Genomic DNA, 26,466 nt, shown 5'->3' with positions numbered 1-26,466 from the left:
ATGAAAATCGTGATCGCGGATGCGTATCTGGTACCGCACCGGCAGCAGCTGGAAGCCGCGCTGCCCCCGCACGCGACGGCGCACTGGCACACGCCGGGGGACAATGGCGTCATCGATGACCTGCGGGATGCCGATGTGTTCGTGGGCAGTCGCTTCACCGCCGAGATGGCCGCGGCCGCTGGGCGGTTGCGCCTGGTGCACGTCAACGGTGCCGGCACCGACAAGGTGGCGTTCGACAGCCTCGGCCCGGACGTGCTGGTGGCCAACACGTTCAACCATGAGCAGTCGATCGCCGAGTACGTCGCGGGCGCCGCGGTCATGCTGCGCCGTCACCTGCCCGAGCAGGACCGGGCCTTGCGCACCGGCCGGTGGGCCACGCCGGGCTATGACCGCACGATCGATCAGTCCAGTTCGCTGCAGGGTGCACGCGTCGGGTTCGTCGGATTCGGCCATATCGGCCGCAGTAGTTGGAACCTGCTGCGCGCGTTCGGCGTCGAAGGCGCCGCGGTCACGGGCAGCGGCCGCGTCGACGCCGCGGCCGATGGCCTCGTGTGGGCAGGTGACACCGGCAGGCTCGAACAGTTGATGACCGAATCCGAGGTGGTGGTGGTCTGCGCACCGCTCACCGAGCGGACCGTCGGCATGATCGGGGCGGCCGAACTGAGTGCCCTCGGGCCCCGCGGTGTCCTGATCAACGTCGGCAGGGGACCGCTGATCGCGGAAGCTGCTCTCTACGAAGCGCTTTCGACGGGTGGCATCGCGGCCGCGGCGATCGACGTGTGGTACCGGTACCCGGACGCCACCGGCTACGGCAGCCCGAGCGACATGCCGTTCCACACCCTGCCGAACGTGCTCATGACCCCGCACGTATCGGGTGTCACCACGAATACGTTCGCCGCCAGGGCACGCGACATCGCGGACAACATCGGCAGGCTCGATCGCGGCGAGCCGCTGCGCAACGTGGTGTAGCGGCTACCAGTTGTAGAAGCCGCCCTCTGGGCCGAGCATCCGCTCCAGCCGCACGCGGTTGATGCGGGCCAGCTCGTTGCGGACGACTTTGCGTTCGGTCTCGTGGTCGTTGTGCAACCGGTCGGCGATACACGCCAGCACGGTGTCGGCGTCGCAGTCGGCGGTGTACATGACGAAGGTGAAGCCGAACCGTCGGAGGTAGTCGGCCATCGCGGTTTCGAGTTGTGCCGTCGCTTCGGGCCGATGGGCCCAGCGGCAGCCGAAGAGGGGATAGGCCTGCAGCACCCCGTCGATCGAATCCTCGCCGAGGCTGAACAGCAGGCTGTCGGCCTGGCGGAACAACGCCTCGTGTTCGGAGTAGGGCCGCCCCCGAGCCAGGTCGGCGGCCAGCGGCACGCTGTAGCAGCACTCGTAGACCGCGTGCACCGCGCGCCGCATCGGCAATGCGTTGTACGCCTCAAGCCCCATGCCCTGATGCATCAACACATGGTCATCATCGGAGCCGCAGAGCACAGCGGCGTTACCCCGTGTTACGGGTGCGCTAAATCAGTACCGGAGTCGGTGCCGGACTAGTGGCCCTCGACCTTGAACCGCTCGATCGAACGCTGCAGTTCGGCTTCGGCCTCGGCGCGGCCCACCCAGTCGGCGGTCTTGACGAACTTGCCCGGCTCAAGGTCCTTGTAGTGCACGAAGAAGTGCTTGATCGCGTCGAGCTCGAACTGCGAAACGTCGCCCACATCCTGGATGTGATCCCAGCGCGGGTCACCGGCGGGCACGCACAGCAGCTTGTCGTCACCACCGGCCTCGTCGGTCATCTTGAACATCGCCACCGGGCGGGCCTCGACGATGCAGCCGGGGAACACCGACTCGGGCAGCAGCACGAGCGCGTCCAGCGGATCGCCGTCCTCACCGAGCGTGTTCTCGAAGAACCCGTAATCAGCCGGGTAGCCCATCGGGGTGTAGAGATAACGGTCGAGCTTCACCCGGCCGGTCTCGTGGTCCACCTCGTACTTGTTGCGCGAACCCTTCGGGATCTCGATGACGACGTCGAACTCCACCGTCGCGGCTCCTTCGCATCTTCGTTCAGTCTGGGGTCGTCGGGCGACGACGCGGGGTCGACCCGCCGGGCCAACATTAGATGAGCGATAGGCTGACGATGAGGGGTGGCTCGTCCGGATCAATCGAGAGCAGGGGAAATATGCGGCCCACTCGGTGGCGGCGGTCCACCCATGTGGCGGTAGGCGTCGCGGTCATTGTGCTGGTCGCGGCTCTCGTCGCGGTCGCTGCCCTGTTCACGGGGCACCGGTCGGACGCCGCGGAGGCGGTCCGGCCCGCCCCGGCGCCTGCGACGGCCAGCCCTGGCATCGTGCCGGTCGACATCTCGGCGCCGACCCCGACCGGAGGCGGTCTGAAAGCCGCGTTGGCGCCTGCCCTCGCCGATCCCGATCTGGGCATGGTCACCGGCCGGATCACCGACGCCGACACCGGTGCCGAACTCTGGGCGCAGGGTGCTGACGTGCCCATGCAGCCCGCGTCGGTCAACAAGGTGCTCACCACCGCTGCTGCGCTGCTCACCCTCGACCGCGACGCGCGGCTGACCACGACCGTGCTGGCCTCGGATTCGCAGCCGGGCGTCGTCGTGCTCCGGGGCGGCGGGGACCCGACGCTGTCGGCGGCTCCGGCCGATACCGACACCTGGTACAAGGGCGCCGCCCGGATCGGCGACCTAGCCGACCAGATCCGGCAGAGCGGGGTCAGGGCCACCACGGTGCGCGTCGACACCAGCATCTACAGCGGTCCGACCATGGCTCCCGGGTGGGATCCGGCCGACATCGCAGGCGGCGACATCGCGCCCATGGAGTCGGTGATGCTCGACGGCGGACGCACGCAACCGACGACCGTAGAGTCCAGGCGGTCCATCAGCCCGGCGCTCGATGCGGGCAAGGCGTTGGCCGCCGCCCTGCGTATCGACCCCGAGACCGTGACGCTGCTGCCGTCCGGGCTCAGCGGTCCCAGCACCAAGATCGCCGAGGTGCAGTCCGCCCCGCTGATCGAACGGCTGCGGCAGATGATGAACGAATCCGACAACGTGATGGCGGAGTCGATCGCGCGTGAAGTCGCCGACGAGCTCAACCGCCCGCAGAGCTTCGAGGGCGGGGTCGACGCGGTGCTCCATCAGTTGGATGGCATCGGCATCGACACCACGGGCGCCGACCTCGTCGACTCCAGCGGCCTTTCGATCGATGACCGGCTCACGGCCACGACCCTCGACGAGGTCGTCAACGCCGCGGCGGGTCATACTCAGCCCGCGCTGCGTCCGCTGGTCGACCTCCTGCCGATCGCGGGCGGCAGCGGCACCCTGTCCAACCGCTACCTCGACACCGAGGCAGGCAAGGCCGCCGCGGGCTGGCTGCGGGCCAAGACCGGATCGCTCACCGGCACCAACGCGCTGGCCGGCATCGTCACCGACGACGACGGCCGCGTCTTGACCTTCGCGCTCATCTCCAACAACGCCGGGCCGACCGGACGCACCGCGATCGACGCGCTGGCCGCGGTGCTGCGCACGTGCGGGTGCGGCACATGAGCGGCCCCACGATGACCGCGGGCCGCGCCGTCGACTGGGACTTCGCCGCGACGGTCGGGGAGAAGCTGGCCAGACCCGCTCCGGCCGCCACCGACTACACGCGGCGCCAGGCCATCGAACAGCTGGCCGAGAGCGCGCGGGCCGCCGAGCTGCCCGTGCGTGAGTTGACGGGCCTCAACGAGGGGGCCGAGCTGCCCGAGGCGCGCATCGTCGACCGCCCCGAGTGGATCCGCGCGGCCACCCGGTCGATGCGCGTCATGACCGGCGGGGACGACGAGCACAAGCCCGGTTTCATCACCGGGCGGGTAACCGGCGCGCAGACCGGTGCGGTGCTGGCCTTCATCTCGTCGGGCATCCTCGGCCAGTACGACCCGTTCGGGCCGGACGGCGGCGAGCTGCTGCTGGTCTACCCCAACGTCATCGCGGTGGAACGCCAACTGCGTGTCGCCCCAACCGATTTCCGCCTCTGGGTGTGCCTGCACGAGGTCACGCACCGCGTACAGTTCCGGGCCAATCCATGGCTCGCCGACCATATGTCGCAAGCGCTGGCCGTGCTGACCCAGGACGCGGGCGAGGACATCGCCGCGGTCGTCGGCCGGCTCGCGCAGTACGTGCGCAGCCAGCGCAACGGGTCGGCGGCCGATCCGAACTCGGCGGGCATACTGGGCCTCATGCGGGCGGTGCAGGCCGAGCCGCAGCGCCGGGCACTCGATCAGCTGCTGGTGCTCGGCACGTTGCTCGAAGGGCATGCCGACCACGTGATGGACGGCGTCGGCCCGGCCGTCGTGCCTTCGGTGAACACGATCCGCAGGCGTTTCGATGAACGCAGGCAACGTAAACAGCCACCGGTGCAACGCGTGGTGCGCGCGCTGCTGGGGTTCGATGCCAAGATCAGCCAGTACACCCGCGGTAAGGCCTTCGTCGACGAGGTCGTGTCGACCGTCGGCATGGCCCGGTTCAACACCGTCTGGTCGAATGCCGAAACATTGCCGCTGCCAACCGAAATCGACGAACCACGGCGATGGATCGATCGGGTGCTGTAGCGACGCTGCGGCGGGTGGTGACGGCGTTCGGTTCGAAGGTCGACGATGAGCGGTGGTGCGTCGCGCTGTCGGGCGGGCCGGATTCGCTTGCGCTGGCCGCGATCGCTGCCGGTATCCGGCCGACCACCGCGCTGATCGTCGACCACAGTCTGCAGCCGGGCTCGCGCGCGGTGGCCGAAACGGCGCGCCAGCAGGCCCTTGCGGTGGGATGCACTGCGGCGCAGGTTATTCCAGTGGTGGTGGGACGTTCCGGCGGTCCGGAGGCGGCAGCCCGGCAGGCGCGCTACACGGCTTTGCGGGCCGCGCGCGACGGTGCTCCGGTGCTGCTCGGTCACACGCTCGACGATCAAGCCGAGACCGTGCTGCTCGGGCTCGGCCGCGGATCGGGGCCGCGGTCCATCGCCGGCATGCGCCCGCACGACCCGCCGTGGCACCGGCCGCTGCTTGGCGTGCGCCGAACCGTCACCCACGCCGCCTGTGAAGAACTGGGGCTCAAGCCGTGGCACGACCCGCACAACTTCGAGCGGCGGTTCACCAGGGCGCGGCTGCGACTCGACGTCATGCCGCTGCTGGAGGAGGTGCTTGGCGGTGGCGTGGCCGAGGCGCTCGGTCGCACCGCGACCGCGCTGCGAGAGGACACCGAAACCCTCGACGAGCTCGCTGAGCGCGCGCTGGCGGACTCGACGACGCCGGACGGCGGGCTCGACACCGCGGCACTGAGCGGACTGCCCGACGCCGTGCGGCGCCGGGTGATCCGGGGCTGGCTGCTCGGTGGCGGCGCGACCGATCTGACCGATACCCAGATTCGTGGCGTGGACCGGCTGGTGACCGCGTGGCGCGGCCAGGGCGGCGTCGCGGTCGGGTCTATGTTGCGCAGGCAGCGGCTCATCGCGGCCCGTCGTGACGGCGTGCTCGCGTTGCACGTCGAAGAGGTATAGCCGGTCGCGTTGGTCAGCGGGCACATCGCATGGCACGCTGTCCAAGTGGCTGCCGATTCTGCCGAGCTGTATCCGGGGGACATCAAGTCGGTATTGCTGTCCGAGGAACAGATCCGGACGCGCACCGCCGAACTCGCCGAGATGATCGCCGAACGCTACCGAGATGACCTCGGCAACGACGATCTGTTGTTGATCACCGTCCTGAAGGGCGCGGTCATGTTCGTCACCGATCTGGCCCGCAGCATTCCGTTGCCCACGCAGCTGGAATTCATGGCGGTCAGCTCGTACGGTTCCTCCACGTCGTCGTCCGGCGTCGTGCGCATCCTCAAAGACCTCGACCGCGACATCAACGACCGTGACGTGCTCATCGTCGAGGACATCATCGACTCCGGGCTCACCCTGTCGTGGCTGCTGCGCAACCTGGCGACCCGGCGGCCACGCTCGCTGAGCGTCTGCACGCTGCTGCGCAAGCCCGACGCGGTGCGCACCGACATCGACGTCGAGTACGTCGGTTTCGACATCCCGAATGAATTCGTCGTCGGCTACGGCCTGGACTACGCCGAGCGTTATCGCGATCTGCCCTACATCGGCACCCTCGACCCGAAGGTGTACACGCAGTAATAACCAACGGCGTCGTTCGGGCGCAGGAAGAAGATCATGAGCGATACAGCCACCGCGCTCCGCATCTGCCCCCTGTGCGAGGCCACCTGCGGCCTGACGCTGACGATTTCCGACGGCCGGGTGACCGGCGCCCGCGGTGATCGCGAAGACGTGTTCAGTAAGGGCTTCATCTGCCCGAAAGGCGCGAGTTTCGCGGAGTTGGACAACGATCCCGACCGGCTGAGCCGGCCACTCGTGCGCCGCGACGGCAAGCTCACCGAGGTGGGCTGGGCCGAGGCATTCGCCGCGGTCGCCGAAGGTCTCGGCGCCACCATCCGCGAGCACGGTGCCACATCGGTCGGGGTTTATCTGGGCAACCCGAGCGCCCACACCGTCGCCGGCGCGCTGTATCCGCCGGTGCTCATCCGCGGGCTCGGCACGCGGCAGGTGTTCAGTGCGAGCACGCTCGACCAGATGCCCAAGCACGTGGCGCTGGGTTATATGTTCGGCAGCCCGGTGGCGTTCACCGTGCCAGACCTGGACCGCACCGACTACCTCGTGATCATCGGCGCGAACCCGCTCGTGTCCAACGGCAGCCTGGCAACCGCGGCCGACTTCCCTGGCAAGCTGCGCGCGCTGCGCAAGCGCGGCGGCAAGCTCGTGGTGATCGACCCGGCACGCACCCGCACCGCCGAACTCGCCGATCACCATCTCGCCCCGCGGCCCGGCACCGATCCGGCCCTGCTGCTGGGAATCGTGCACGTGCTCTTCGACGAAGGCCTGGTCGATCTCGGCGCGCTCGCCGGCCACGTCAACGGTGTCGACGAAATCCGAGCGCTGGCAGCCGATTTCGCGCCAGATACGGTGGCAGACCACTGCGGCGTAGCCGCCGAGGAGATCCGCGTACTGGCCCGCGAGATCGCCGCCGCGCCGACGGCGGCGGTCTACGGCCGGATCGGTACTTCCACAGTGGAATTCGGCACGCTCGGCAGTTGGCTCGTCGACGTTGTCAACGTCCTCACGGGTAATCTTGACCGTCCGGGTGGCGCGATGTTCCCGCTCGGCGCCACGGCCCCCGCCCCTCGGCCGCCGAAACCCGGGCGGGGATTCCGGACCGGGCGCTGGCACAGCCGCGTCTCGGGTTATCCAGAAGCCCTGTCGGAGATCCCTGCGGCCGCGCTCGCCGAAGAGATCGACACACCGGGTGAGGGCCAGATCAAGGCGATGATCACGATCGCCGGGAACCCGGTGCTGTCGGCGCCGGACGGCGACCGCCTCGACCGCGCACTGGATTCCGTGGGGTTCATGGTTTCGGTCGACCCGTACCTCAACGAGACGACGCGCCACGCCGACGTCATACTGCCGCCGCCACCGCCGTCGCAGAGCCCGCACTTCGACTTCGCGCTCAACAATCTCGCGGTGCGCAACAACGTGCGGTACTCACCGCCGGTGCTGCCGTCCGCGGAGCGACCCGACGAGGCAGAGATCCTGGCTCGCATCGCCCTGATCGTGTTCGGCCTCGGGCCCGATGGCGATCCGGCGTTGGTGGACGAGCAGGTCATCTCGACCACGCTGGCCAAGGAGACCGCCGACCCCGCGTCTCCCGTCGCCGGGCGGCCCGTCGAGGAACTGACCGCGATGATCGCGTCAGGGCCCGGCTATGAGCGCCGGCTCGACATGATGCTGCGGCTCGGCCCGTACGGCGATGCATTCGGCGCCGAGCCCGAGGGGCTGACCCTGGCGCGTGTCAAGGCCGCGCCGCACGGCATCGACCTCGGGCCGCTGCGGCCACGCCTGCTCGAAGTGCTGCGAACCTCAACGGGGCGAATCGAACTCGCACCCGAGCCGTTGGTCGCCGACGCCGCGCGGATGCGTGAGACGCTCGGCAGGAACCCGGACGGTTTTGTGCTCATCGGCAGGCGCCACCTGCGCTCCAACAACAGCTGGATGCACAACGTGCCCGCGCTCGTTGGCGGCACCAACCGTTGCACGCTGCGCATCCATCCCGACGACGCCGCCGAGCTCGGCGTCACCGGAACCGTTGTCGTCAAAGGACCCGGCGGGGAACTGCGCGCGCCCGTAGAGATGTCGGACGGTATGCGCCGCGGCGTCGTGTCCCTGCCGCACGGGTGGGGGCACGACCGTGCGGGCACGGGACAGGGCGTGGCCGCCGGCCAGCCCGGCGTGAACGTCAATCAGCTCAACGACGGCAACAACCTCGACAGGTTGTCGGGCACCGCGGTGCTCAACGGCATCCCCGTCGACATCGCACCCGCCGGCTGAGCCGGCGGGTCAGGTCAGCTCCCAGACCACCGTCACCGAGAAGTTCACGGTCTGCTGTCCTGGCTCCAGCGGCACTGCCTCCATGGCCGCGCGCGGCATCGGCGTCGGCGGTGGTGCGGCGCCGGACTCCTCCGATATCGAGATGACCTTGCCCAGGCTCAGACCCGACAGTTGCGCGTACTGCTCGGCACGGCTCTTGGCGTCGTCGAAGGCGCGAGATCGCGCGTCGCGCACCAGATCCGAGTCGTCTTCGATCGAGTAGGCCACGGAGTTGATGCGGGTGGCGTCACCGCCGGTGCCCGCGATGAGCGCCAAGGTCTCGGAGGCTTCTGCCGTGTCGCGGATCTTGACCTGGATGGCGTTGCTGGCCCGGTAGCCCGTCGGCGCCCCGGTCACGGTGCCGTCGGGCGGGAATTGGGGCTGCACGCTGACCTGCGTGGTGGCGATGTCGGTGCGGTCCACACCCGAGCCCACCAGAGCGTCGATCACCGCCTGCTGGCGCTGGCTCGACTGATTGAGCGCACCGGACACGTCGGGGGCGAAAAACTCCATCGCGACGTCGGCGGTGAGCGTGTCGGGGACCCCCTGAACCTGACCGGAGCCGACGACGGTCACCTGACGTGGATCGCCCGAACCCGATCCGACGGGACCCGAGTTCGCGTCGCACGCCGTGGCGCCGACTGCCATCAAGCCGGCGATGACCAGAACCCGCAACTTCGTTTTCGCAGCGAACGGCATGACCGCACCCTACCGGCCCGCTCGGGCCTCGATGCCGCACGTCACAATGCTGCGATGTGACTCATCACATAAGCGGGCGCGCAGTTGTGTGCTCCAAAACATTGATGTGGGTCACACCTCGTGCCGACACTCGTAGCCATGACTTCTTTGATTGGCACCAGGAGCATCGTCGACCCGGCCACCGGCGCGGTCATCGACACCGTTCCCGAACACGGCCCTGCCGACGTCGACGCGGCCGTGGCCCGCGCACAGGCAGCGTTCGACGGGGGCGCGTGGCCCGCGCTCACCCGCAGTGAGCGGGCCCGGCTCCTGCTGCGCATCGCCGACGCCATCGAAGAGCACTCCGAGGAGCTGTACCGGCTGGAGACCCGCAACAACGGGCGGCCCATCACCGAGACGCGCGCACAGCTTTCGCGGGCGCCGGAATGGTTCCGCTACAACGCCGGTCTGCTGGCGGCGCAGCGCTACGGCGTGCTGCCCGGCGACGGCCCGTACCTGACCTACCAGCAACGGCTGCCGCTGGGCGTGTGTGGCATCATCACGCCGTTCAACCATCCGATGCTGATCCTCGCCCGTAGCCTGTCCGCGGCCCTCGCCAACGGCAACACCGTTGTGGTCAAACCGTCCGAACTCACGCCGCTCACCACGCTCGCGCTGGCGCGCATCATGGCAGGTGCGGGCTTGCCAGACGGCGTCGTCACCGTCGTCACCGGCGGTCGTGACGCGGGCGTGCGCCTGACCGAACACCCCGGGATCGCCAAGGTCACGCTCACCGGCGGAACCGAGGCGGGGCGTTCGGCCGCGGTGGCCACCGCGGCCCGATTCGCCAGGGTGACAGCCGAACTCGGCGGCAAGACGCCGGTCATCGTGTTCGGCGACGTCGACCCGGTCGTGGCGGCCGAAGGCGCGGCGTTCGCGGCGTTCGTCGCCGCGGGCCAGTCCTGCGTGGCGGGCTCACGGTTTCTGGTGCACCGCAGCATCTACGACGACTTCGTCACCGCACTGTCGAAGCGGGCGGCCGAGATCCGGATCGGTGACCCGGCCGAGGCCGACACCCAGATGGGGCCGCTGATCAGTGAACGGCAACGGGACAAGGTTCGCGGACTGATCGACATCGGGATTAGCGAAGGGGCACGGCTCGCCACCGGTGGCGAGGTGCCCGAGCTGACCGGCCCGCTGCGCGACGGGTTCTTCCTGCAGCCAACCGTCCTCGCCGACGTGACCATGGACATGACCGTGGCCACCGAGGAGATCTTCGGGCCCGTCGCTGTCGTCATCCCGTTCGACGACGAAGCCGAGGCCGTCGCGATGGCCAACGACAACCGCTACGGCCTGGGCGCCGGGGTGTGGACCACCGACCTGGCCCGCGCACACCGGGTGGCGGCCCGCATCGTCGCGGGCATGGTGTGGATCAACGACCACCACCGCCTAGAACCGTCGCTGCCATGGGGCGGGGTCAAAGAATCCGGAACGGGCAAGGACGCGGGCACCGAGTCCTTCGACGACTTCTCGTGGGTCAAGACCGTCGTGGTGCGCACCGCTGCCGAACCCGTCGACTGGTACGGCCGGCAGGACAACGGCCGGCTCAATTGAAAGGCACTGACGTGACAACGGGTTCTACGCAACAGATCAGCCGAGTGCAGTGGCTGGTGCTGGCGGGCACCACGCTCGGCTGGGGTCTGGACGGATTCGCGGGCAGCCTCTATGTGCTGGTGCTCGGCCCCGCCATGACCGAACTGCTGCCGCACAGCGGCATCGCCGTGGCGCCGGCATCGATCGGCTTCTACGGCGGGCTGACGGTCAGCCTGTTCCTACTCGGATGGGCAACCGGCGGAATACTGTTCGGCATCCTCGCCGACTACTTCGGCCGCACCAGGGTGCTCTCGCTGGGCATCCTGACCTACGCGGTGTTCACCGCGCTGGCCGCATTCTCCGACACGTGGTGGCAGCTGGGCATACTGCGGTTCATCGCCGGGCTCGGCTCGGGTGTCGAGGCGCCGGTCGGTGCGGCACTGATCGCCGAGACCTGGCGCAACCGCTACCGCGCCCGGGCAGGCGGCATCATGATGTCGGGCTACGCCGCCGGGTTCTTCGTGGCCGCCGCGGTGTACGCGGTGCTGGGCTCGGCCGGCTGGCGCCCGATGCTCGCGCTGGCCGTGCTGCCCGCCGTGCTCGTCTGGTTCATCCGCCGCTATGTGCCCGAGCCGCCGGAGGTCGGTGCCAACATCGAGGCCCGCAAAGCCCGTAAACGCCTGGGCAACAACACGTCTGCCGATCAGTTCGTGCTGCGCCGGTTGTTCACGCCGCCGCTGCTGCGCCCGATGTTGGTGAGCACCGCGCTGGCGACCGGGGCTCTGATCGCGTTCTGGAGCGTCTCGACCTGGTACCCGCAACTCGTCCGCGAGGTCACCATTGCGGCCGGATCGGGCCGCGACGTGGCCGATCACCGCGTGGCGATCGCGTCGATGCTGTTCAACGCGGGCGGCATAATCGGCTACGCCTCGTGGGGATTCCTCGCCGACTTCGCCGGCAGGAGAAAGACTTTCGCGCTGAGCTTCGCGGTGTCTGCCGCGGCCATCGTCTACACCTTCGCGTTCGATCGCAGCTACACCGAATTCCTCGTCGCGATGCCGATTCTCGGTTTCGGTCTGTTCGGCGCGCTGTCGGGAACATTCATCTACGGCCCCGAACTGTTCCCGGCCAGCGTGCGGGCCACGGCCCTGGCCGTCTGCAACAGCGTCGGCCGTTATGTCACGGCGTTCGGTCCGCTGGTCGCGGGCGTGATCGCCACCTCGTGGTTCGGCGGAAACCTGGGGCTGGCCACGGCATCGGTCGCCGCGCTGGGACTGATTGCCGTACTCGGCCTGATATTCGCCCCCGAAACCCGTGGCGCACCCCTACCCGAAGACCCCCACGCCGACCAGGAGACCGAGCATGGCAAACCTGTTCACACCGCTGACAATCCGTGACGTCACGTTCGCCCACCGGGCGTGGATGTCACCCATGATGCAGTTCGCCGCAGTACCCGACGGGCCCGACACCGGGACAGCCACCGACTGGCATCTGGCCCATCTGGGTTCGCGTGCCACGGCGGGTGCCGCCCTGGTGATGGTCGAGGCGACCGCGGTTTCACCGCGTGGGCGCAGCAGTGACTACGACCTCGGGCTGTGGAATGACACTCAGGCCGGAAACCTCCGGCGGATCACCGATTTCGTGACCGCGCAGGGCTCGGTCCCCGGCATCCAGCTGGTCCACGCCGGACGGAAGGGGTCGACCGGGCGTCCGTGGCCCGACCCGGACCGCAGCGAAAGCCGGTGGGAAACCGTCGGTGCGAGCGCTGTGCCGTTCGGCAGGCTGCCTGCGCCGTCGGAGCTCACCGTCGGCGACATCGGCACCGTCGTCCGGGCGTTCGCCGACGCGGCTGAACGCGCGGCCGACGCCGGATTCCGCGTGCTGGAACTCCACGGCGCGCACGGGTATCTGATCCATCAGTTCCTGTCACCGCATTCGAACCACCGCACCGACGCCTACGGTGGGTCACCGGCCAACCGCAGACGTTTCGCGCTCGAGGTCGTGCGCGCCGTGCGGACCCGCTGGCCCGCCGAACTGCCGCTGTTCTTCCGGGTCTCGGCCACCGACTGGCTCGGCGGGGACACCGACGATCCTCGTCCGGGTTGGATGGTCGACGACACGATCGCGCTGGCCGTCGAACTCAAGCAGCTCGGCGTGGACCTCATGGACGTGTCGTCGGGCGGTTCGGCGCCCGACGCGAAGATCCCGGTGGGCCCGAGCTATCAGGTCCCGTTCGCCGCCCGGGTGCGCAAGGAGGCCGAAATGCCCACCGCGGCAGTTGGATTGATCACCGAACCGGACCAGGCCGACGAGATCATCACCGGCGAGCAGGCCGACGCGGTTTTCCTCGGCCGCGTGCTGCTGCGCAACCCGGCGTGGGTGTGGCAGGCCGCGCAGCACCTCGGCGCGGCGTTGCCGCACCCGCCGCGGTACGCGCGGGCCTTCGCCTGACTGTTAGGGCGTCACCAGGATCTTGCAGTGCCGGTCCGGATCGGCGAGTTCGGTGAACGCGTCGTCCACCCGGTCGAGCTCGACGCGGCCGGTGATCATCGGTGCCACATCGATCTCCCCTTCGGCGATCGCCCGCAGTGAACTCGCGAATTCGGCCGGGTCGTAGCCGAATACGAACTGGATGTTGATCTGCTTGGTGATCGCATAGAACGGGTGCACGGTGTCGGGCTGCATACACACCCCGGCCACCACCAGCCGGGAACCCGCCGGTGCGCGCCGCAGCACGTCGTCGATGATCCCCGGTGCTCCGACGGCTTCGAAAACCACCTTGGGCTGACACTGGTGAAACGGAGAATCATCGGCCGGGTCGAGCGTGACGTGGGCACCCATGGTGGCCGCGAGTTCGCGGCGGGCCGGCGAGAAGTCCGACGCGACAATGTCTTCCACGCCACGGAGCTTGAGCGCCGCGATGATCGCGATACCCACCGGTCCGCAGCCGACGACGAGCGCGGTCTCGCCACGCTCGATGCGCGACGCGTTGACCGCGTGCAGCCCGACGGCCATCGGCTCGGTGAGCGCGGCACGGTCCGCGTCGAGGCCGTTCGGTATCGGCAACAGCAGCGGCGCCGAGAGCAGCATCTTCTCGGCGTAGCCGCCGATCGTGGTGTTGCTGTAGACGATCATGTCGACACCGGTCGCCGAGATGAGGGCGGGGATCGAGGTCACAAGGGTGCCCGGCGCATGCGTTTCGGTTCCCGGCCCGGCATCGAGTATCTCGGCGCTGAACTCGTGACCCATGAAGATGTCGCGGGACAGGTCGATCCCGGCGTTGATGTCGGGCAGCCCCTCCATCTGCGCGCCGGCAGCCAGCATTTCGTCACCGTGTTTGGCGAAATGCAGGTCCGAGCCACAGATTCCGCACGCCTTCACGTCGACCAGCACCTGCCCTGGCCCGGGAACGGGATCGGGCACGTCGTCGCGCACGACCATCCGCCCGTCGCGCAGTACCGCGGCGCGCATCAGCTCTGCCCTTCCTTCGCGTGTTCGGTGATGGCGTTCACGATGGCCTGCCCGGCCCGCCCCAGCAGTTGATCCCGCATGCCCTTGGCCCAGTCGTGTGAGGCCTGCGCCGCCGTCAGCTGACCCTTGAAATGGGGGATGACCTCGCGGGCGAACAGCTCGTACGAGTGGAACGTCGCCGCAGGCGGAGCCCAGTCATGGCCGAGCATCAGGAACGTGCCGAAGCCGCCCGAGCGGTCCAGCAGATCCTGGATGTAGGTGATCGCGTCGGCCGTCGTGCCGATGCAGCAATTGCCTTTGGACGCATAGTTTTCCACGAACTCGTAGGGCGAAGGCGCCTCTTCCGCTTCGTTGGCCAGCGGGACGAAGCCGGCCGCACCGAAGTAATTCGCGAAGTCCTGCAGCCCGTACGTGCAGTCCTGGATGGCCTGCTCGCGAGTGTCGGCGAGATGGATGATGCCCAGTACACGCCAGTCCTTGCGGGCGGGCTCGTCACGGCCGGATTTGGCCGCCTGGTCGCACACGATGTCCCACGTGGTCTCCACGGCGGCGTAGCCGCCGGGCACCGACATCGACAGTGACAGCAGCGACGTGCCCAGCGCCCCGGCCAGCCGGGGCCCGGAGGGCGAGATCATCGCCGCGGTCGAGATTTCCGGGTATGGCCAGGTGTAGGGGCGGATGTGCAGTGCGGCGTCGCGCAGTGTGAACCAGTCCGTCTTGCGGTTGATGCGTTCGTCGGGCGCGGCGCGGAACAACGCGAGGATCGCCTCGAGGGACTCCTGCATCATCGGGCGCTGGTCGACTGGGTCGATGCCCATCATGTACGCGTCGGACGGCAGTGCACCCGGTCCTGTCCCGAACATCACCCGGCCCCGCGTCAAATGGTCGAGCAGTACCCAGCGGTCGGCGACCATGAGCGGGTGGTGGTAGGGCAGCGAGACCACACCGGTCCCCAGCCGGATGTGCCGGGTCCGTTCGGCGGCCGCGGCGATGAACACCTCTGGGCACGCGATGAGTTCGTAACCGCCCGAATGGTGTTCGCCGAACCACGCCTCGTCGTAGCCGAGCCGGTCGAGCGCCTCGACGCGGTCCATGTCGTACTGCAGTGCGGTGGTGGGGGACTGGCCGACGGGGTGGAACGGCGTGATGAAGACGCCGAAGTTCAGTGGCCTGCTCACTTCAGACCTCCCAGGAACTCCAGAATCACGGCGTTGACCTCGTCGGGCCGCTCCTGCTGCAGCCAGTGGCCCGCGCCGTCGAGAAGCACCTCGCGATAGTCGCCGGTCACCACGTCGCGCACGTGGTCGCGTGGGGTGAAACTCAGCACTGGGTCGGCGCTGCCGGCCAGGAACAGGGTGGGTACGTCGATGGTGCTGGCCGGGGTCGTTTCGGTGAGCTCCCAGTTGCGGTCGAAATTGCGGTACCAGTTCAGTGCGCCGGTGAAGCCGGTGCGGCTGAACTCCGCGATGTAGTGGTCGAGTTCCTCGGCAGTGATCCAGTCCGGCAGGCCGTCCGGTTCGGGCAGACGGTCGATGAAGCCTTCCGGTCCGGGCGCGATCATGCGTTCGGCTGCGAACTCGTCACCGGTGGTACGCAGACCACCCAGCATCCTGCGGATGGCGCGGGCGGGATCGCCGCCGAGCTCGGCGTCGGCCGCCCCGGGCTCCTGGAAGTACAGGATGTAGAAGAAGTTGTCGCCGAAGATGTTGCGCCAGATCTGGGTGGGGGCTGCCGGCGACCGCGGGATCGGGGGAACACTCAGCGCGGCAACGCCGGCGACCCGGTCCGGGAAGAACAGTGGGAAGTTCGTCGCGACGGGGGAGCCCCAGTCGTGGCCGATGAGCACGGCTTGCTCGGCGCCCACGTCGTCGAGCAACCCGGCGATGTCGGCGGTCAGCTGCACGATGTTGTAGTCCTCGATGGCCTGCGGCGTGGACGAGCCGCCGTAACCCCGCTGGTCGGGGGCCAGGACGTGGTAGCCGGCCTCGGCCAGCACCGGAATCTGGTGTCGCCACGAGTAGGCGAGTTCGGGGAATCCGTGGGCCAGTACGACGACGGGGTTTCCCGGCTCACCCGCTTCTGTCAGCCGCAACGTGACGCCATTGGTATCGACTAACCGTTCGGTCGGTGTGATCACCGTCTCACCCAAGCACAGGAGGCGGCCGGGGGCCAGACACCGTCGGGAACTGCCGAGCGTTGGTCTAGCGGTAGCCTTATAACTTGCCTTGCTGCGCGTATTAGGAAGGACCCCGGCCGGGCGGCCGATAAAGATGAAGCCAACGAAGGCCGATGATCGATGAACCGGAAAAATGTTATTCGCACGCTGACCGTGATCGCGGTTGTGCTGCTGCTGGGCTGGTCGTTCTTCTATTTCAGTGACGACACCCGCGGCTACAAGCCCGTCGACACCTCTGTGGCGCTCGCCCAGATCAACAGCGACAACGTCAACAGTGCGCAGATCGACGACCGTGAACAGCAACTACGGCTGGATCTGAAGAGCGGCAACGACGCGACCGAGGACAGCAACAAGATCATCACCAAGTACCCGACCGGGTACGCGGTGACACTGTTCGACGCGTTGCAGGCCAAGGGCGCCAAAACCAATACCGTCGTCAACCAGGGCAGCGTGCTGGGCTCATTGCTCATCTACATGCTGCCGCTGTTGCTGCTGGTCGGCTTGTTCGTGATGTTCTCGCGCATGCAGGGCGGCGGCCGCATGGGCTTCGGCTTCGGCAAGTCGCGCGCCAAGCAGCTGTCCAAGGACATGCCGAAAACCACGTTCGCCGACGTCGCAGGCGTCGACGAGGCGGTCGAGGAGCTCTACGAGATCAAGGACTTCCTGCAGAACCCGTCGCGGTATCAGGCGCTTGGCGCCAAGATCCCGAAGGGCGTTCTGCTCTACGGCCCGCCCGGTACCGGTAAGACGCTTCTCGCGCGTGCCGTCGCGGGTGAGGCCGGTGTGCCGTTCTTCACGATTTCGGGCTCCGACTTCGTCGAGATGTTCGTCGGTGTCGGCGCGTCCCGGGTTCGCGACCTGTTCGAGCAGGCCAAGCAGAACAGCCCCTGCATCATCTTCGTCGACGAGATCGACGCGGTCGGCCGCCAGCGCGGCGCCGGCCTCGGCGGCGGCCACGACGAGCGCGAGCAGACACTCAACCAGCTGCTGGTCGAGATGGACGGCTTCGGCGATCGTCAGGGCGTCATCCTGATCGCTGCCACGAACCGACCTGACATCCTCGACCCGGCCCTGCTGCGGCCCGGCCGCTTCGACCGCCAGATCCCGGTGTCCAACCCGGATTTGGCCGGCCGACGTGCCGTGCTGAAGGTGCACTCGCAGGGCAAGCCCATCGCGCCTGACGCCGATCTGGACGGGCTCGCCAAGCGTACGGTCGGCATGTCCGGCGCCGATCTGGCCAACGTGATCAACGAGGCGGCCCTGCTGACCGCCCGCGAGAACGGCACCGTCATCACCGGCCCCGCGCTCGAGGAGGCCGTCGACCGCGTCGTCGGTGGCCCGCGCCGCAAGAGCCGCATCATCAGCGAGCACGAGAAGAAGATCACCGCCTACCACGAGGGTGGGCACACGCTCGCGGCCTGGGCGATGCCAGACATCGAGCCGATCTACAAGGTCACGATCCTCGCGCGCGGCCGCACCGGCGGTCACGCCGTCGCGGTGCCCGAGGACGACAAGGGTCTGATGACCCGCTCGGAGATGATCGCGCGGCTCGTGTTCGCGATGGGCGGACGCGCGGCCGAGGAGCTGGTGTTCCGTGAGCCGACGACGGGCGCGGTGTCCGACATCGAGCAGGCCACGAAGATCGCACGCGCGATGGTCACCGAGTACGGCATGAGCTCCAAGCTCGGCGCGGTCCGGTACGGCACCGAGCACGGCGACCCGTTCCTCGGTCGCACCATGGGAACTCAGGCCGATTACAGCCACGAAGTCGCCCAGATCATCGACGACGAGATCCGCAAACTCATCGAGGCCGCCCACACCGAGGCGTGGGAAATCCTCACCGAGTACCGGGACGTGCTCGACACGCTGGCCGGCGAGCTGCTCGAGAAGGAGACGCTGCACCGCGCCGAACTCGAGGCGATCTTCGGTGAAGTGAAGAAGCGTCCGCGCCTGACCATGTTCGATGACTTCGGTGGCCGCGTGCCGTCCGACAAGCCGCCGATCAAGACGCCGGGCGAGCTCGCGATCGAACGTGGCGAACCGTGGCCGCCGCCGGTTCCCGAGCCGGCGTTCAAGGCCGCGATCGCTCAGGCCAGCCGCGAGGCCGAGGCAGCCAGGCAGAAGAACGGCTCGGGTACCAACGGGGCGCCGAGCAACGGCGCGCCCAATCCGACCCAGCCCGACTACGGCGCTCCCGCGGGCTGGCACGCGCCCGGCTGGCCACCGCCGCCGCAGCAACAGCAACCGCAACAGCCCGGATACCAGCCCCAGCAGGGCTACTGGTACCCGCCGCCGCATCCGTCGGGATGGCAACAGCCCCAGCCGTACCCGTATCAGCCTTACCCGCATCCTGGTCAACAGGCCGGCACCCCGGATCCCTCCGGGCGGTCGCACGAGGAACCCGGCCAGGACGGCGGGCACACCGGTGACCGGTCGAACCCACCGGCGCACGGCTGATCCGAGATCGGAGGCTTCATGACGCGGTCCCTTCGCGAGCACAACAACACCGTCAGCGACGGTGCCGCCACGGCGAACCGGGTGTTCGACCAACCGCGGGCAGAGGCGGCGGTGCGGGAGTTGCTCATCGCGATCGGTGAGGATCCGGACCGGCAGGGACTCGTCGACACCCCGGCCAGGGTCGCGCGCGCCTACAAGGAACTTATGGCGGGCCTCTACACCGACCCGGACGCGGTGCTCAACACGACCTTCGACGAAGGCCACGATGAGCTCGTGCTCGTCAAGGAGATCCCGATGTACTCCACGTGCGAGCACCACCTGGTGTCCTTCCACGGGGTGGCGCACGTCGGATACATCCCTGGCGTGGACGGCCGGGTGACCGGGTTGTCGAAGATCGCGCGGCTCGTCGACCTCTACTCCAAACGGCCACAGGTGCAGGAACGGTTGACCGCGCAGATCGCCGACGCGCTGATGCGCAAGCTCGACCCGCGCGGCGCCATCGTCGTGGTGGAGGCCGAGCACCTGTGCATGGCCATGCGTGGGGTCCGCAAGCCCGGCGCGGTCACGACGACGTCGGCGGTGCGCGGACAGTTCAAGACCGACAAGGCATCTCGGGCTGAGGCGCTGGAACTCATCCTGCGCAAGTGAAGTCACCGCGCGTGCAGGTCATGGGCGTCGTGAACGTCACCGACGATTCGTTCTCCGACGGTGGCAAGTTCATCGACCGTGACCGCGCCGTCGCACACGGGCTCGCCTTGGCCGCGGCGGGCGCCGCGATCATCGACGTCGGTGGTGAGTCGACGCGGCCGGGCGCCGTGCGGGTGGATCCGGACGTGGAGGCGGCCCGGGTCGCGCCGGTGATCAGAGAGCTTGCCGCACAAGGCATCACCGTCAGTATCGACACCATGCACGCCGGCGTCGCGCGGGTTGCGCTGGAAAACGGCGCCGCGATCGTCAACGACGTCTCGGGCGGGCTTGCCGATCCGAACATGGCAGGCGTGGTGGCAGACGCCAAGGTTCCGTGGGTTCTCATGCACTGGCGGTCGGTGGGCGCCAACCGCCCGCATGAAGTCCCCGGCTACGGCGACGTGGTCGCCGAGGTGCGCACCGAACTGCTCGGCGCGGTCGACGCGGCCGTCGCCGCGGGTGTCGATGCGGACCGGCTGATCATCGACCCGGGGCTCGGGTTCGCCAAGACCGCACAGCACAATTGGACCTTGTTGCACGCACTGCCCGAGTTCGTCGCGACCGGCATCCCGGTTCTGGTCGGCGCATCGCGCAAACGCTTCCTCGGTTCGCTGCTGGCCGGTCCGGACGGCGAGCCGCGACCGCCCGGCGGCCGCGAAACCGCCACCGCGGTGATCTCTGCCCTGGCCGGCCTGCACGGCGCATGGGGCGTTCGCGTGCACGACGTGGTAGCTTCCGTCGACGCGCTCAAGGTGCTGGACGCCTGGAACTCGGGAGGTCGGAGTGGCTGATCGAATCGAGTTGCGCGGCTTGAGAGTTCGCGGCAACCACGGCGTATTCGACCACGAGCGCCGTGACGGCCAGGACTTCGTCGTCGACATCACGGTATGGCTTGACCTGCGTGGGGCGGCGGCCACCGACGACCTCGCCGAAACCCTGGACTATGGGGCACTGGCCCAGCGTGCCGCAGACATCGTCGCGGGCCCGCCGCGCAATCTCATCGAGACGGTGTCCGCCGAGATCGCCGACGACATCATGGCCGACGAGCGCCTGCACGCCGTCGAGGTCGTCGTCCACAAGCCGAGTGCGCCGATCCCGCTGACCTTCGACGATGTCGCGGTGGTGGCCAGGCGGTCGCGGCGTGGTGAGCGGAGCGCGAAATGAGCCGCGTGGTGTTGTCGATCGGGTCGAATCTCGGCGATCGCCTCGCACGGTTGCAGTCCGTGCTAGACGGGCTCGGCCCCGCCGTGCGGGCGGTGTCGCCGGTCTATGAGACCGCGGCATGGGGTGGCGTCGAGCAAGGGCCGTTCCTGAATGCCGTGCTCATCGCCGACGATCCGCACCTCGACGGACACGGTTGGTTGCGACGTGGCCAGGAACTCGAAGAGGCCGCCGGGCGCGTGCGAGGCCAGCGCTGGGGTCCCCGGACCCTCGACGTCGACCTGGTCACGTGCCACGACGGCGACGACGAGATCATCTCCCGCGACGACGGGCTGACGTTGCCGCATCCATTGGCACACCTGCGCGCGTTCGTGCTGATCCCATGGCTTGCGGTCGACCCGGACGCCGCCTTGACCGTGTCGGGGGAGTCGCGACCGGTGCAGCGTCTCCTGTCCGAAATCGATCCGGCCGAGCGAGCCGGGGTCACGCGCACCGACCTCGTGCTCGAACCGCGAACCGAGCCAACAGCCGACTGATGGGCCCGACCCGCAAACGCGACCTCACCGCCGGCGCCGTCGTCGTCGCCATACTCGGCTTCCTACTGATGACCTTGCTGTACCGGTGGTTCCCGCCGATAACCCTGTGGACGGGTTTGTCGCTGCTCGCGGTCGCGATCGCCGAGGCGGGCTGGGCTTTCTACGTGCGGGCCAAGATCAACGACGGTGAGATCGGGGTCGGCGGGGGCAGGCTGCACCCGCTCACCGTGGCCCGCTCCGTGGTGATCGCCAAGGCATCGGCCTGGGTGGGTGCGCTCGTGGCGGGTTGGTGGATCGGCGTGCTCGTCTACCTGTTGCCCAGGCGCGCCACGATTCGCGTGGCCGGCGAGGACACTCCCGGCGTGGTGGTGGCCGCCGTCAGCGCGCTCGCACTCGCCGTCGCGGGGCTGTGGTTGCAACATTGCTGCAAGTCGCCGGAGGAGCCGCCGGAGAACGGTGACGCGGCGCCGGAGTGAACGCGGGCCGAACTTGGATCGCCGAATCGCCGCCGCGGTCGACACGCTAGGTGACCAGTGGCAGGTACAGTCGGCCCATGACCGTTCTGCCCCGCGGTGGTCGGCCACGGCGCGGCGGCCGAAGGCCAGGCTGGCTGCTCTTAACGGTGTTGCTGGTGCTCGCCATTTTGGCGAGCTCGGCACTGGTGTTCACCGATCGTGTGGAGTTGCTGAAATTAGCCGTCATTCTGGCGTTGTGGGCTGCCGTGGTGGCTGCCTTCGTTTCCGTCATCTACCGCCGCCAGAGTGACCTCGACCAGGCCAAGGCGCGGGACCTGAAACTCGTCTACGACCTGCAGTTGGACCGCGAGATTTCGGCGCGGCGCGAATACGAGCTGACCGTCGAGACGCAGCTGCGTCGCGAGCTGGCCTCGGAGCTGCGGGCACAGGCCGCCGACGAGGTCGCGGCCCTGCGCGCCGAGCTGGCAGCGTTGCGGGCCAACCTCGAGATACTGTTCGACACCGACCTCGCCCACCGCCCGGCCATCGAGACCGACAAGAGCGCGGTGCGAGCCGCCGGCCGCGTCAAAGCCAGCCGGCTCGACGTGCCCGAGGTTCGTGACGTCGAAGCCACTGATATCCGCTCGGTCCGCACCGAGGAAAGCCCCATCATCGACGTGCCGGCCGAACCGCACCCGCCGGAGAACGACTGGGTGCCGACGCCTCCGACCGACGGCGGTGCGCACCGGTTCCCGTCACAGCGCCCGCCCACCGCCGAACAGCCACGCCGCCGGCGCCGCCAGGCCGAAGAGCAGCCTGCGCCGGCGCCGCGCAGGCCCGAACCGCAGCCCGAACCGAAGCCGGCGCCGCAGCCCGCCGCCCGTCAGGCCGAGCGCCCGGTCGAAGAACCCGCGGCGCGCCGTCACCCGGTGGACGCCAGGCCCGAGCCTCGCCAACCCGAACCCCAGTCGGCCTGGGCGCCACCCCCGCCACCGCCGGCCATGCCGCCATTGCAGCCATCTCCGACGATCGACGCGCCGAAGCCCGAACCGCGCAGCGAACCCGCGGCGGCGGGCTGGACGCCCGCGCCCGCCGAAGGCCAGTGGATCCCGGCAGGTGCACCCGGCAGCAACTGGGCTGCGCCAGTGCAGGAAAACGGCGCGGCACCCGAATACGTCGGCCGACGACGGGCACCGGAGCCGGAGGCCGCCGCGCCGGCTCCGCCGACTCAGGCTGGTGCGCCGGCTCCGCCGACTCAGGCTGGTGCGCCGGCTCCGCCGACTCAGGCTGGTGCGCCGGCTCCGCCGGCGATGTCTGCTCCGGCGCCAGAACCGCCCCGCGGCCGCCACTCCGCCCCGGCCGACGCAGGCGACCCCGGCCGCCCTGGCCCGCAACCCACCCCGGTGCTCGCAACCGAGCCCGCCGAACCGCCGCCACCACCGCAGCCAGAGCGGCCGTCCCGGCACCGCAGCGACGACGAACCGACTGGTCAGCACGCCGGTGGCCAATCGGCGGCCGAACTGCTCGCCCGCTTCCAAGCCGCCCCTACGGGAGGCGGGCGTCGCCGCCGCCGAGACGAGTGAGTTAGTCTCGTGGCAACCGTCCGGTACCCGCAGCGCGGGACTGGAACGTATGAAACCACTTCGACTTGTGAGGTCGTCTGCAATGGAGCAGTCCCCCGCGCGCGGGTGGAGCCCCCCTGACGGACTGCGTCCGGCGCGGCTGAGCGTCGGCATCGTGTCCGCCGGCCGCGTCGGCACCGCACTCGGCTACGCCCTTGAGCGAGCCGAGCATGTCGTGGTCGCCTGCAGCGCCATCTCGGAGGCGTCCCGATTACGGGCGCAGCGCCGACTCCCCGACACCGCGATCCTGCCGGTCCACGATGTCGCGCAGCGGGCCGAGCTGCTCCTGCTGACCGTTCCCGACGCCGAACTCGCGGGGCTGATCTCCGGGCTGGCGACGACCGGGGCCGTGCGGCCGGGCACAATCGTCGCCCACACCTCCGGCGCCAATGGTGTAGCCATACTTTCTCCGCTCGCCGAACAGGGCTGCATCCCATTGGCCATCCACCCCGCGATGACGTTCACCGGATCCGACGAGGACATCGCCCGCCTGCCCGACACCTGCTTCGGAATCACCGCCGCCGACGAAGTCGGCTACGCGATCGGCCAATCGCTCGTGCTGGAGATCGGCGGCGAGCCGTTCCGGGTCCGGGAGGACGCCAGGACCCAGTACCACGCGGCCCTCGCGCACGCCAGCAATCATCTGGTCACGCTCGTTCTCGACGCGGTCGACGCACTGCGGGCGTCGTTGCGCGGTCAGGAGCTGCTCGGCCAGGAACTCGTCGGTGACGAACCGGGCGGCATCGCCGAACGTGTGGTGGCCCCGTTGGCCCGCGCGGCGTTGGAGAACGCGCTGCAACGCGGGCAGGCCGCCCTCACCGGGCCGGTGGCACGAGGCGACGCGGCTGCCGTCGCAGCTCACCTGGATGCCTTGCAGGAACTGGATCCTGAACTGGCACAGTCGTATCGGGCCAATTCGTTGCGCACCGCGCAGCGGGCCCACGCGCCCAAGGAGATCTTTGCGGTGCTGGCAGAAGCGAGCGAACAATGACAATCAGCAAGGCGCCGAAGTTCACGCCGGGCGAACTCAACGTGTACTCCGCACCCGCCGACGTCGCCGCGGTCACGCGCGCACTGCGGACCAGCGGGCGACGCGTCACGCTCGTGCCGACGATGGGCGCGCTCCACGAAGGCCACCTGACGCTCGTGCGGGCCGCCAAGCGGGTTCCCGGTGCCGTTGTCGTGGTCTCGATATTCGTCAACCCGCTCCAATTCGGTGCGGGCGAAGACCTCGACGCCTACCCGCGCACCCTCGACGACGACCTCGCGGCCTTGAGCGCCGAAGGCGTCGAGATCGCGTTCACCCCGTCCGGATCGGACATGTATCCGACCGGTCCCCGTACGTCCGTGCATCCGGGACCCCTCGGTGACGAACTCGAAGGCGCCTCTCGCCCAGGGCATTTCGCGGGCGTCATGACCGTCGTGCTCAAGCTCCTCCAGATCGTGCGACCCGATCGCGCCTACTTCGGTGAAAAGGACTACCAGCAGTTGGCGCTGCTGCGGCAGATGGTCGCCGACCTCAATGTGGACGTGCAGATCATCGGCGTCCCGACCGTGCGCGAATCCGACGGGCTGGCCCTGTCGTCTCGCAACCGCTACCTCGACGCCGACGAACGCGAACAGGCCGGGGCGCTGTCGGCGGCGCTGCTCGCGGGCAAATATGCCGCGGCGGGCGGCGCCGCTGCGGCCGTGGACGCCGCGAGGGCCGTACTCGACGAGGTCCCCGCGATCCAGGTCGATTACTTGCAGGTCCGCGACCCCATGCTGGGCCCGGCGCCACACGAGGGCGCGGCCCGGCTGCTCGTCGCCGCTCGGCTGGGGCGGACCAGGCTGCTTGACAACATCGCCGTCGACATCGGAGCATCCGCCGGCATCGACGGACACCCGCGGGTCTCTGACGACAACCATGAACTCCCATGGAGGAACTGATGCAGCGCACAATGCTGAAATCGAAGATCCACCGCGCGACCGTGACGCAGGCCGACCTGCACTACGTCGGCTCCGTCACCATCGACGCCGACCTCATGGAAGCCGCCGACCTGCTCGAAGGCGAGCAGGTGACGATCGTCGACATCGACAACGGCGCCCGGCTGGTGACCTACGCAATCACCGGTGAGCGCGGCACAGGCGTCATCGGAATCAACGGTGCCGCAGCACATCTCATCCATCCGGGTGATCTGGTGATCCTCATCGCCTACGGCGTGATGGAGGACGCCGAAGCGCGCAGCTACCGGCCGCGCGTGGTGTTCGTCGACGCCGACAACAAGCAGATCGACCTCGGCCACGATCCAGCCTTCGTGCCTGTCGACGCCGCCGAACTGATGTCGCCGCGATAATGCTGCTCGCCATCGACGTCCGCAACACGCACACCATCGTCGGGCTGATCTCCGGATCCGGGGATCACGCGAAAGTTGCGCAACAGTGGCGGATCCGGACCGAATCCGAGGTGACCGCCGACGAGTTGGCGCTCACCATCGACGGCTTGATCGGTGACGACTCCGAACGGCTCACCGGGGCTGCCGGATTGTCGACGGTTCCTTCCGTGCTACACGAGGTCCGGTTGATGCTCGAGCAGTACTGGCCGACCGTGCCGCACGTGCTCATCGAGCCAGGGGTGCGCACCGGTATTCCGTTGCTCGTCGACAATCCCAAGGAGGTCGGCGCTGACCGGATCGTGAATTGCCTTGCGGCATATCACAAATACGGGACAGCGGCGATTGTCGTCGACTTCGGGTCATCGATCTGTGTCGATGTGGTCTCGGCCAAGGGCGAGTTCCTCGGCGGCGCGATCGCTCCGGGCGTGCAGGTCTCGTCGGACGCCGCGGCGGCCCGTTCGGCGGCACTGCGCCGGGTCGAGTTGACCCGACCGCGCTCCGTGGTCGGCAAGAACACCGTGGAGTGCATGCAGGCCGGCGCGGTGTTCGGATTCGCCGGTTTGGTCGACGGTCTCGTCAACCGCGTCCGAGAGGACGTCGACGGCTTCGCGGGCACCGACGTCGCGGTCGTCGCAACCGGGTACACCGCACCGCTGGTGCTGCCCGATCTCCGAACGGTCGAACACTACGACCGCCATCTCACCCTGGACGGTCTGCGACTGGTCTTCGAACGCAACCGCGACAATCAGCGCGGCCGGCTCAAGCCGGCCCGGTAGTGCGCTTCACCTCTTAACCTTTC

Annotated in this window: 26 protein-coding genes; 20 read left to right on the top strand and 6 right to left on the bottom strand. The window is 68.7% G+C overall.

What is annotated here, in order from left to right; genetic code table 11:
- Positions 1-969 (top strand): 2-hydroxyacid dehydrogenase, encoded by a 969-nt coding sequence (locus ACRCUN_RS24170; protein ID WP_462144147.1) that lies wholly within the window; start codon positions 1-3, stop codon positions 967-969.
- Positions 970-972: 3 nt separating this feature from the next.
- Here ACRCUN_RS24170 and ACRCUN_RS24165 read toward each other — a convergent pair whose 3' ends face one another.
- Both ACRCUN_RS24165 and ACRCUN_RS24160 read right to left on the bottom strand, forming a co-directional pair.
- Positions 973-1,449 carry a 2-oxo-4-hydroxy-4-carboxy-5-ureidoimidazoline decarboxylase gene (locus ACRCUN_RS24165; protein ID WP_462144146.1) on the bottom strand — a complete coding sequence of 159 codons (477 nt, stop codon included), beginning with the start codon at positions 1,447-1,449 and terminating at the stop codon, positions 973-975.
- A gap of 89 nt (positions 1,450-1,538) precedes the next feature.
- Positions 1,539-2,027, bottom strand: coding sequence for an inorganic diphosphatase (locus ACRCUN_RS24160; protein ID WP_462144145.1), 489 nt, complete (start codon positions 2,025-2,027; stop codon positions 1,539-1,541).
- A gap of 140 nt (positions 2,028-2,167) precedes the next feature.
- Here ACRCUN_RS24160 and dacB point away from each other — a divergent pair, with 140 nt between their 5' ends.
- From dacB to ACRCUN_RS24135, 5 genes are read left to right on the top strand one after another with little or no spacing between them, the layout of a single operon-like run.
- Complete coding sequence (gene dacB / locus ACRCUN_RS24155) at positions 2,168-3,553, top strand: D-alanyl-D-alanine carboxypeptidase/D-alanyl-D-alanine endopeptidase (protein WP_462144144.1); 1,386 nt, start codon at positions 2,168-2,170, stop codon at positions 3,551-3,553.
- Entirely contained in the window at positions 3,550-4,596 is a 1,047-nt protein-coding gene (locus tag ACRCUN_RS24150; protein ID WP_462144143.1) for an Rv3626c family coenzyme F420 biosynthesis-associated protein, read from the top strand. Before dacB ends, ACRCUN_RS24150 begins: the two co-directional genes overlap by 4 nt.
- The gene (gene tilS, locus ACRCUN_RS24145) at positions 4,575-5,534 is read left to right on the top strand and encodes a tRNA lysidine(34) synthetase TilS (protein WP_462144142.1); all 960 of its coding nucleotides are present in this window, start codon (positions 4,575-4,577) and stop codon (positions 5,532-5,534) included. The genes ACRCUN_RS24150 and tilS overlap by 22 nt, the downstream gene beginning before the upstream one ends.
- 9 nt (positions 5,535-5,543) lie before the next feature.
- The gene (hpt, locus tag ACRCUN_RS24140; protein ID WP_462144141.1) at positions 5,544-6,155 is read left to right on the top strand and encodes a hypoxanthine phosphoribosyltransferase; all 612 of its coding nucleotides are present in this window, start codon (positions 5,544-5,546) and stop codon (positions 6,153-6,155) included.
- Between the two features lie 36 nt (positions 6,156-6,191).
- Entirely contained in the window at positions 6,192-8,417 is a 2,226-nt protein-coding gene (locus ACRCUN_RS24135) for a molybdopterin-dependent oxidoreductase (RefSeq protein ID WP_462144140.1), read from the top strand.
- Positions 8,418-8,426: 9 nt separating this feature from the next.
- Here ACRCUN_RS24135 and ACRCUN_RS24130 read toward each other — a convergent pair whose 3' ends face one another.
- Positions 8,427-9,155: an SIMPL domain-containing protein gene (locus ACRCUN_RS24130; protein ID WP_462144139.1), complete on the bottom strand. Its 729-nt coding sequence runs from the start codon at positions 9,153-9,155 to the stop codon at positions 8,427-8,429.
- Between the two features lie 138 nt (positions 9,156-9,293).
- Between ACRCUN_RS24130 and ACRCUN_RS24125 the strand changes: the two genes are divergently transcribed.
- From ACRCUN_RS24125 to ACRCUN_RS24115, 3 genes are read left to right on the top strand one after another with little or no spacing between them, the layout of a single operon-like run.
- The gene (locus ACRCUN_RS24125; protein WP_462144138.1) at positions 9,294-10,748 is read left to right on the top strand and encodes an aldehyde dehydrogenase; all 1,455 of its coding nucleotides are present in this window, start codon (positions 9,294-9,296) and stop codon (positions 10,746-10,748) included.
- Positions 10,749-10,759: 11 nt separating this feature from the next.
- Complete coding sequence (locus tag ACRCUN_RS24120) at positions 10,760-12,124, top strand: MFS transporter (protein ID WP_462144137.1); 1,365 nt, start codon at positions 10,760-10,762, stop codon at positions 12,122-12,124.
- Positions 12,090-13,178: an NADH:flavin oxidoreductase/NADH oxidase gene (locus ACRCUN_RS24115; RefSeq protein WP_462144136.1), complete on the top strand. Its 1,089-nt coding sequence runs from the start codon at positions 12,090-12,092 to the stop codon at positions 13,176-13,178. The genes ACRCUN_RS24120 and ACRCUN_RS24115 overlap by 35 nt, the downstream gene beginning before the upstream one ends.
- Positions 13,179-13,181: 3 nt before the next feature.
- On the opposite strand, the gene ACRCUN_RS24110 is transcribed toward ACRCUN_RS24115, so the two are convergent.
- Genes ACRCUN_RS24110 through ACRCUN_RS24100 form a run of 3 tightly spaced genes read right to left on the bottom strand, consistent with a single transcriptional unit; the run spans position 13,182 to position 16,335 of the window.
- Complete coding sequence (locus tag ACRCUN_RS24110; protein ID WP_462144135.1) at positions 13,182-14,198, bottom strand: zinc-binding dehydrogenase; 1,017 nt, start codon at positions 14,196-14,198, stop codon at positions 13,182-13,184.
- Positions 14,198-15,376 (bottom strand): LLM class flavin-dependent oxidoreductase, encoded by a 1,179-nt coding sequence (locus tag ACRCUN_RS24105; protein WP_462144134.1) that lies wholly within the window; start codon positions 15,374-15,376, stop codon positions 14,198-14,200. Before ACRCUN_RS24105 ends, ACRCUN_RS24110 begins: the two co-directional genes overlap by 1 nt.
- Positions 15,373-16,335 carry an alpha/beta fold hydrolase gene (locus ACRCUN_RS24100; protein ID WP_462144133.1) on the bottom strand — a complete coding sequence of 321 codons (963 nt, stop codon included), beginning with the start codon at positions 16,333-16,335 and terminating at the stop codon, positions 15,373-15,375. The genes ACRCUN_RS24105 and ACRCUN_RS24100 overlap by 4 nt, the downstream gene beginning before the upstream one ends.
- 159 nt (positions 16,336-16,494) lie before the next feature.
- Here ACRCUN_RS24100 and ftsH point away from each other — a divergent pair, with 159 nt between their 5' ends.
- The 11 genes from ftsH to ACRCUN_RS24045 all read left to right on the top strand — a co-directional run bounded on the left by ftsH (position 16,495) and on the right by ACRCUN_RS24045 (position 26,443).
- Positions 16,495-18,831: an ATP-dependent zinc metalloprotease FtsH gene (gene ftsH / locus ACRCUN_RS24095; RefSeq protein WP_462144132.1), complete on the top strand. Its 2,337-nt coding sequence runs from the start codon at positions 16,495-16,497 to the stop codon at positions 18,829-18,831.
- Between the two features lie 18 nt (positions 18,832-18,849).
- A complete protein-coding gene (gene folE, locus ACRCUN_RS24090; RefSeq protein WP_462144131.1) occupies positions 18,850-19,479 on the top strand; it encodes a GTP cyclohydrolase I FolE in 630 nt (209 codons plus the stop codon).
- A gap of 20 nt (positions 19,480-19,499) precedes the next feature.
- The gene (gene folP / locus ACRCUN_RS24085; RefSeq protein WP_462144216.1) at positions 19,500-20,309 is read left to right on the top strand and encodes a dihydropteroate synthase; all 810 of its coding nucleotides are present in this window, start codon (positions 19,500-19,502) and stop codon (positions 20,307-20,309) included.
- Entirely contained in the window at positions 20,302-20,682 is a 381-nt protein-coding gene (gene folB, locus ACRCUN_RS24080) for a dihydroneopterin aldolase (protein ID WP_462144130.1), read from the top strand. The genes folP and folB overlap by 8 nt, the downstream gene beginning before the upstream one ends.
- Positions 20,679-21,215: a 2-amino-4-hydroxy-6-hydroxymethyldihydropteridine diphosphokinase gene (folK, locus tag ACRCUN_RS24075; RefSeq protein ID WP_462144129.1), complete on the top strand. Its 537-nt coding sequence runs from the start codon at positions 20,679-20,681 to the stop codon at positions 21,213-21,215. The genes folB and folK overlap by 4 nt, the downstream gene beginning before the upstream one ends.
- The gene (locus tag ACRCUN_RS24070) at positions 21,215-21,691 is read left to right on the top strand and encodes a DUF3180 domain-containing protein (protein ID WP_462144128.1); all 477 of its coding nucleotides are present in this window, start codon (positions 21,215-21,217) and stop codon (positions 21,689-21,691) included. The genes folK and ACRCUN_RS24070 overlap by 1 nt, the downstream gene beginning before the upstream one ends.
- A 77-nt stretch (positions 21,692-21,768) precedes the next feature.
- Entirely contained in the window at positions 21,769-23,253 is a 1,485-nt protein-coding gene (locus ACRCUN_RS24065; protein ID WP_462144127.1) for a DUF6779 domain-containing protein, read from the top strand.
- Between the two features lie 82 nt (positions 23,254-23,335).
- Positions 23,336-24,283: a Rossmann-like and DUF2520 domain-containing protein gene (locus ACRCUN_RS24060; RefSeq protein ID WP_462144126.1), complete on the top strand. Its 948-nt coding sequence runs from the start codon at positions 23,336-23,338 to the stop codon at positions 24,281-24,283.
- On the top strand, positions 24,280-25,221 hold the full coding sequence (panC, locus tag ACRCUN_RS24055) for a pantoate--beta-alanine ligase (protein ID WP_462144125.1): 942 nt from the start codon (positions 24,280-24,282) through the stop codon (positions 25,219-25,221). The genes ACRCUN_RS24060 and panC overlap by 4 nt, the downstream gene beginning before the upstream one ends.
- Positions 25,221-25,628, top strand: a complete 408-nt coding sequence (panD, locus tag ACRCUN_RS24050; RefSeq protein ID WP_462144124.1) for an aspartate 1-decarboxylase — start codon at positions 25,221-25,223, stop codon at positions 25,626-25,628. Before panC ends, panD begins: the two co-directional genes overlap by 1 nt.
- Entirely contained in the window at positions 25,628-26,443 is an 816-nt protein-coding gene (locus tag ACRCUN_RS24045) for a type III pantothenate kinase (protein WP_462144123.1), read from the top strand. The genes panD and ACRCUN_RS24045 overlap by 1 nt, the downstream gene beginning before the upstream one ends.
- The last annotated feature ends 23 nt before the right edge of the window (positions 26,444-26,466 follow it).

Source organism: Mycobacterium venezuelense (assembly GCF_054919535.1).
The sequence above is the reverse complement of the archived record's forward strand: the minus strand, read 5'-3'. Positions and strand labels throughout refer to the sequence as shown.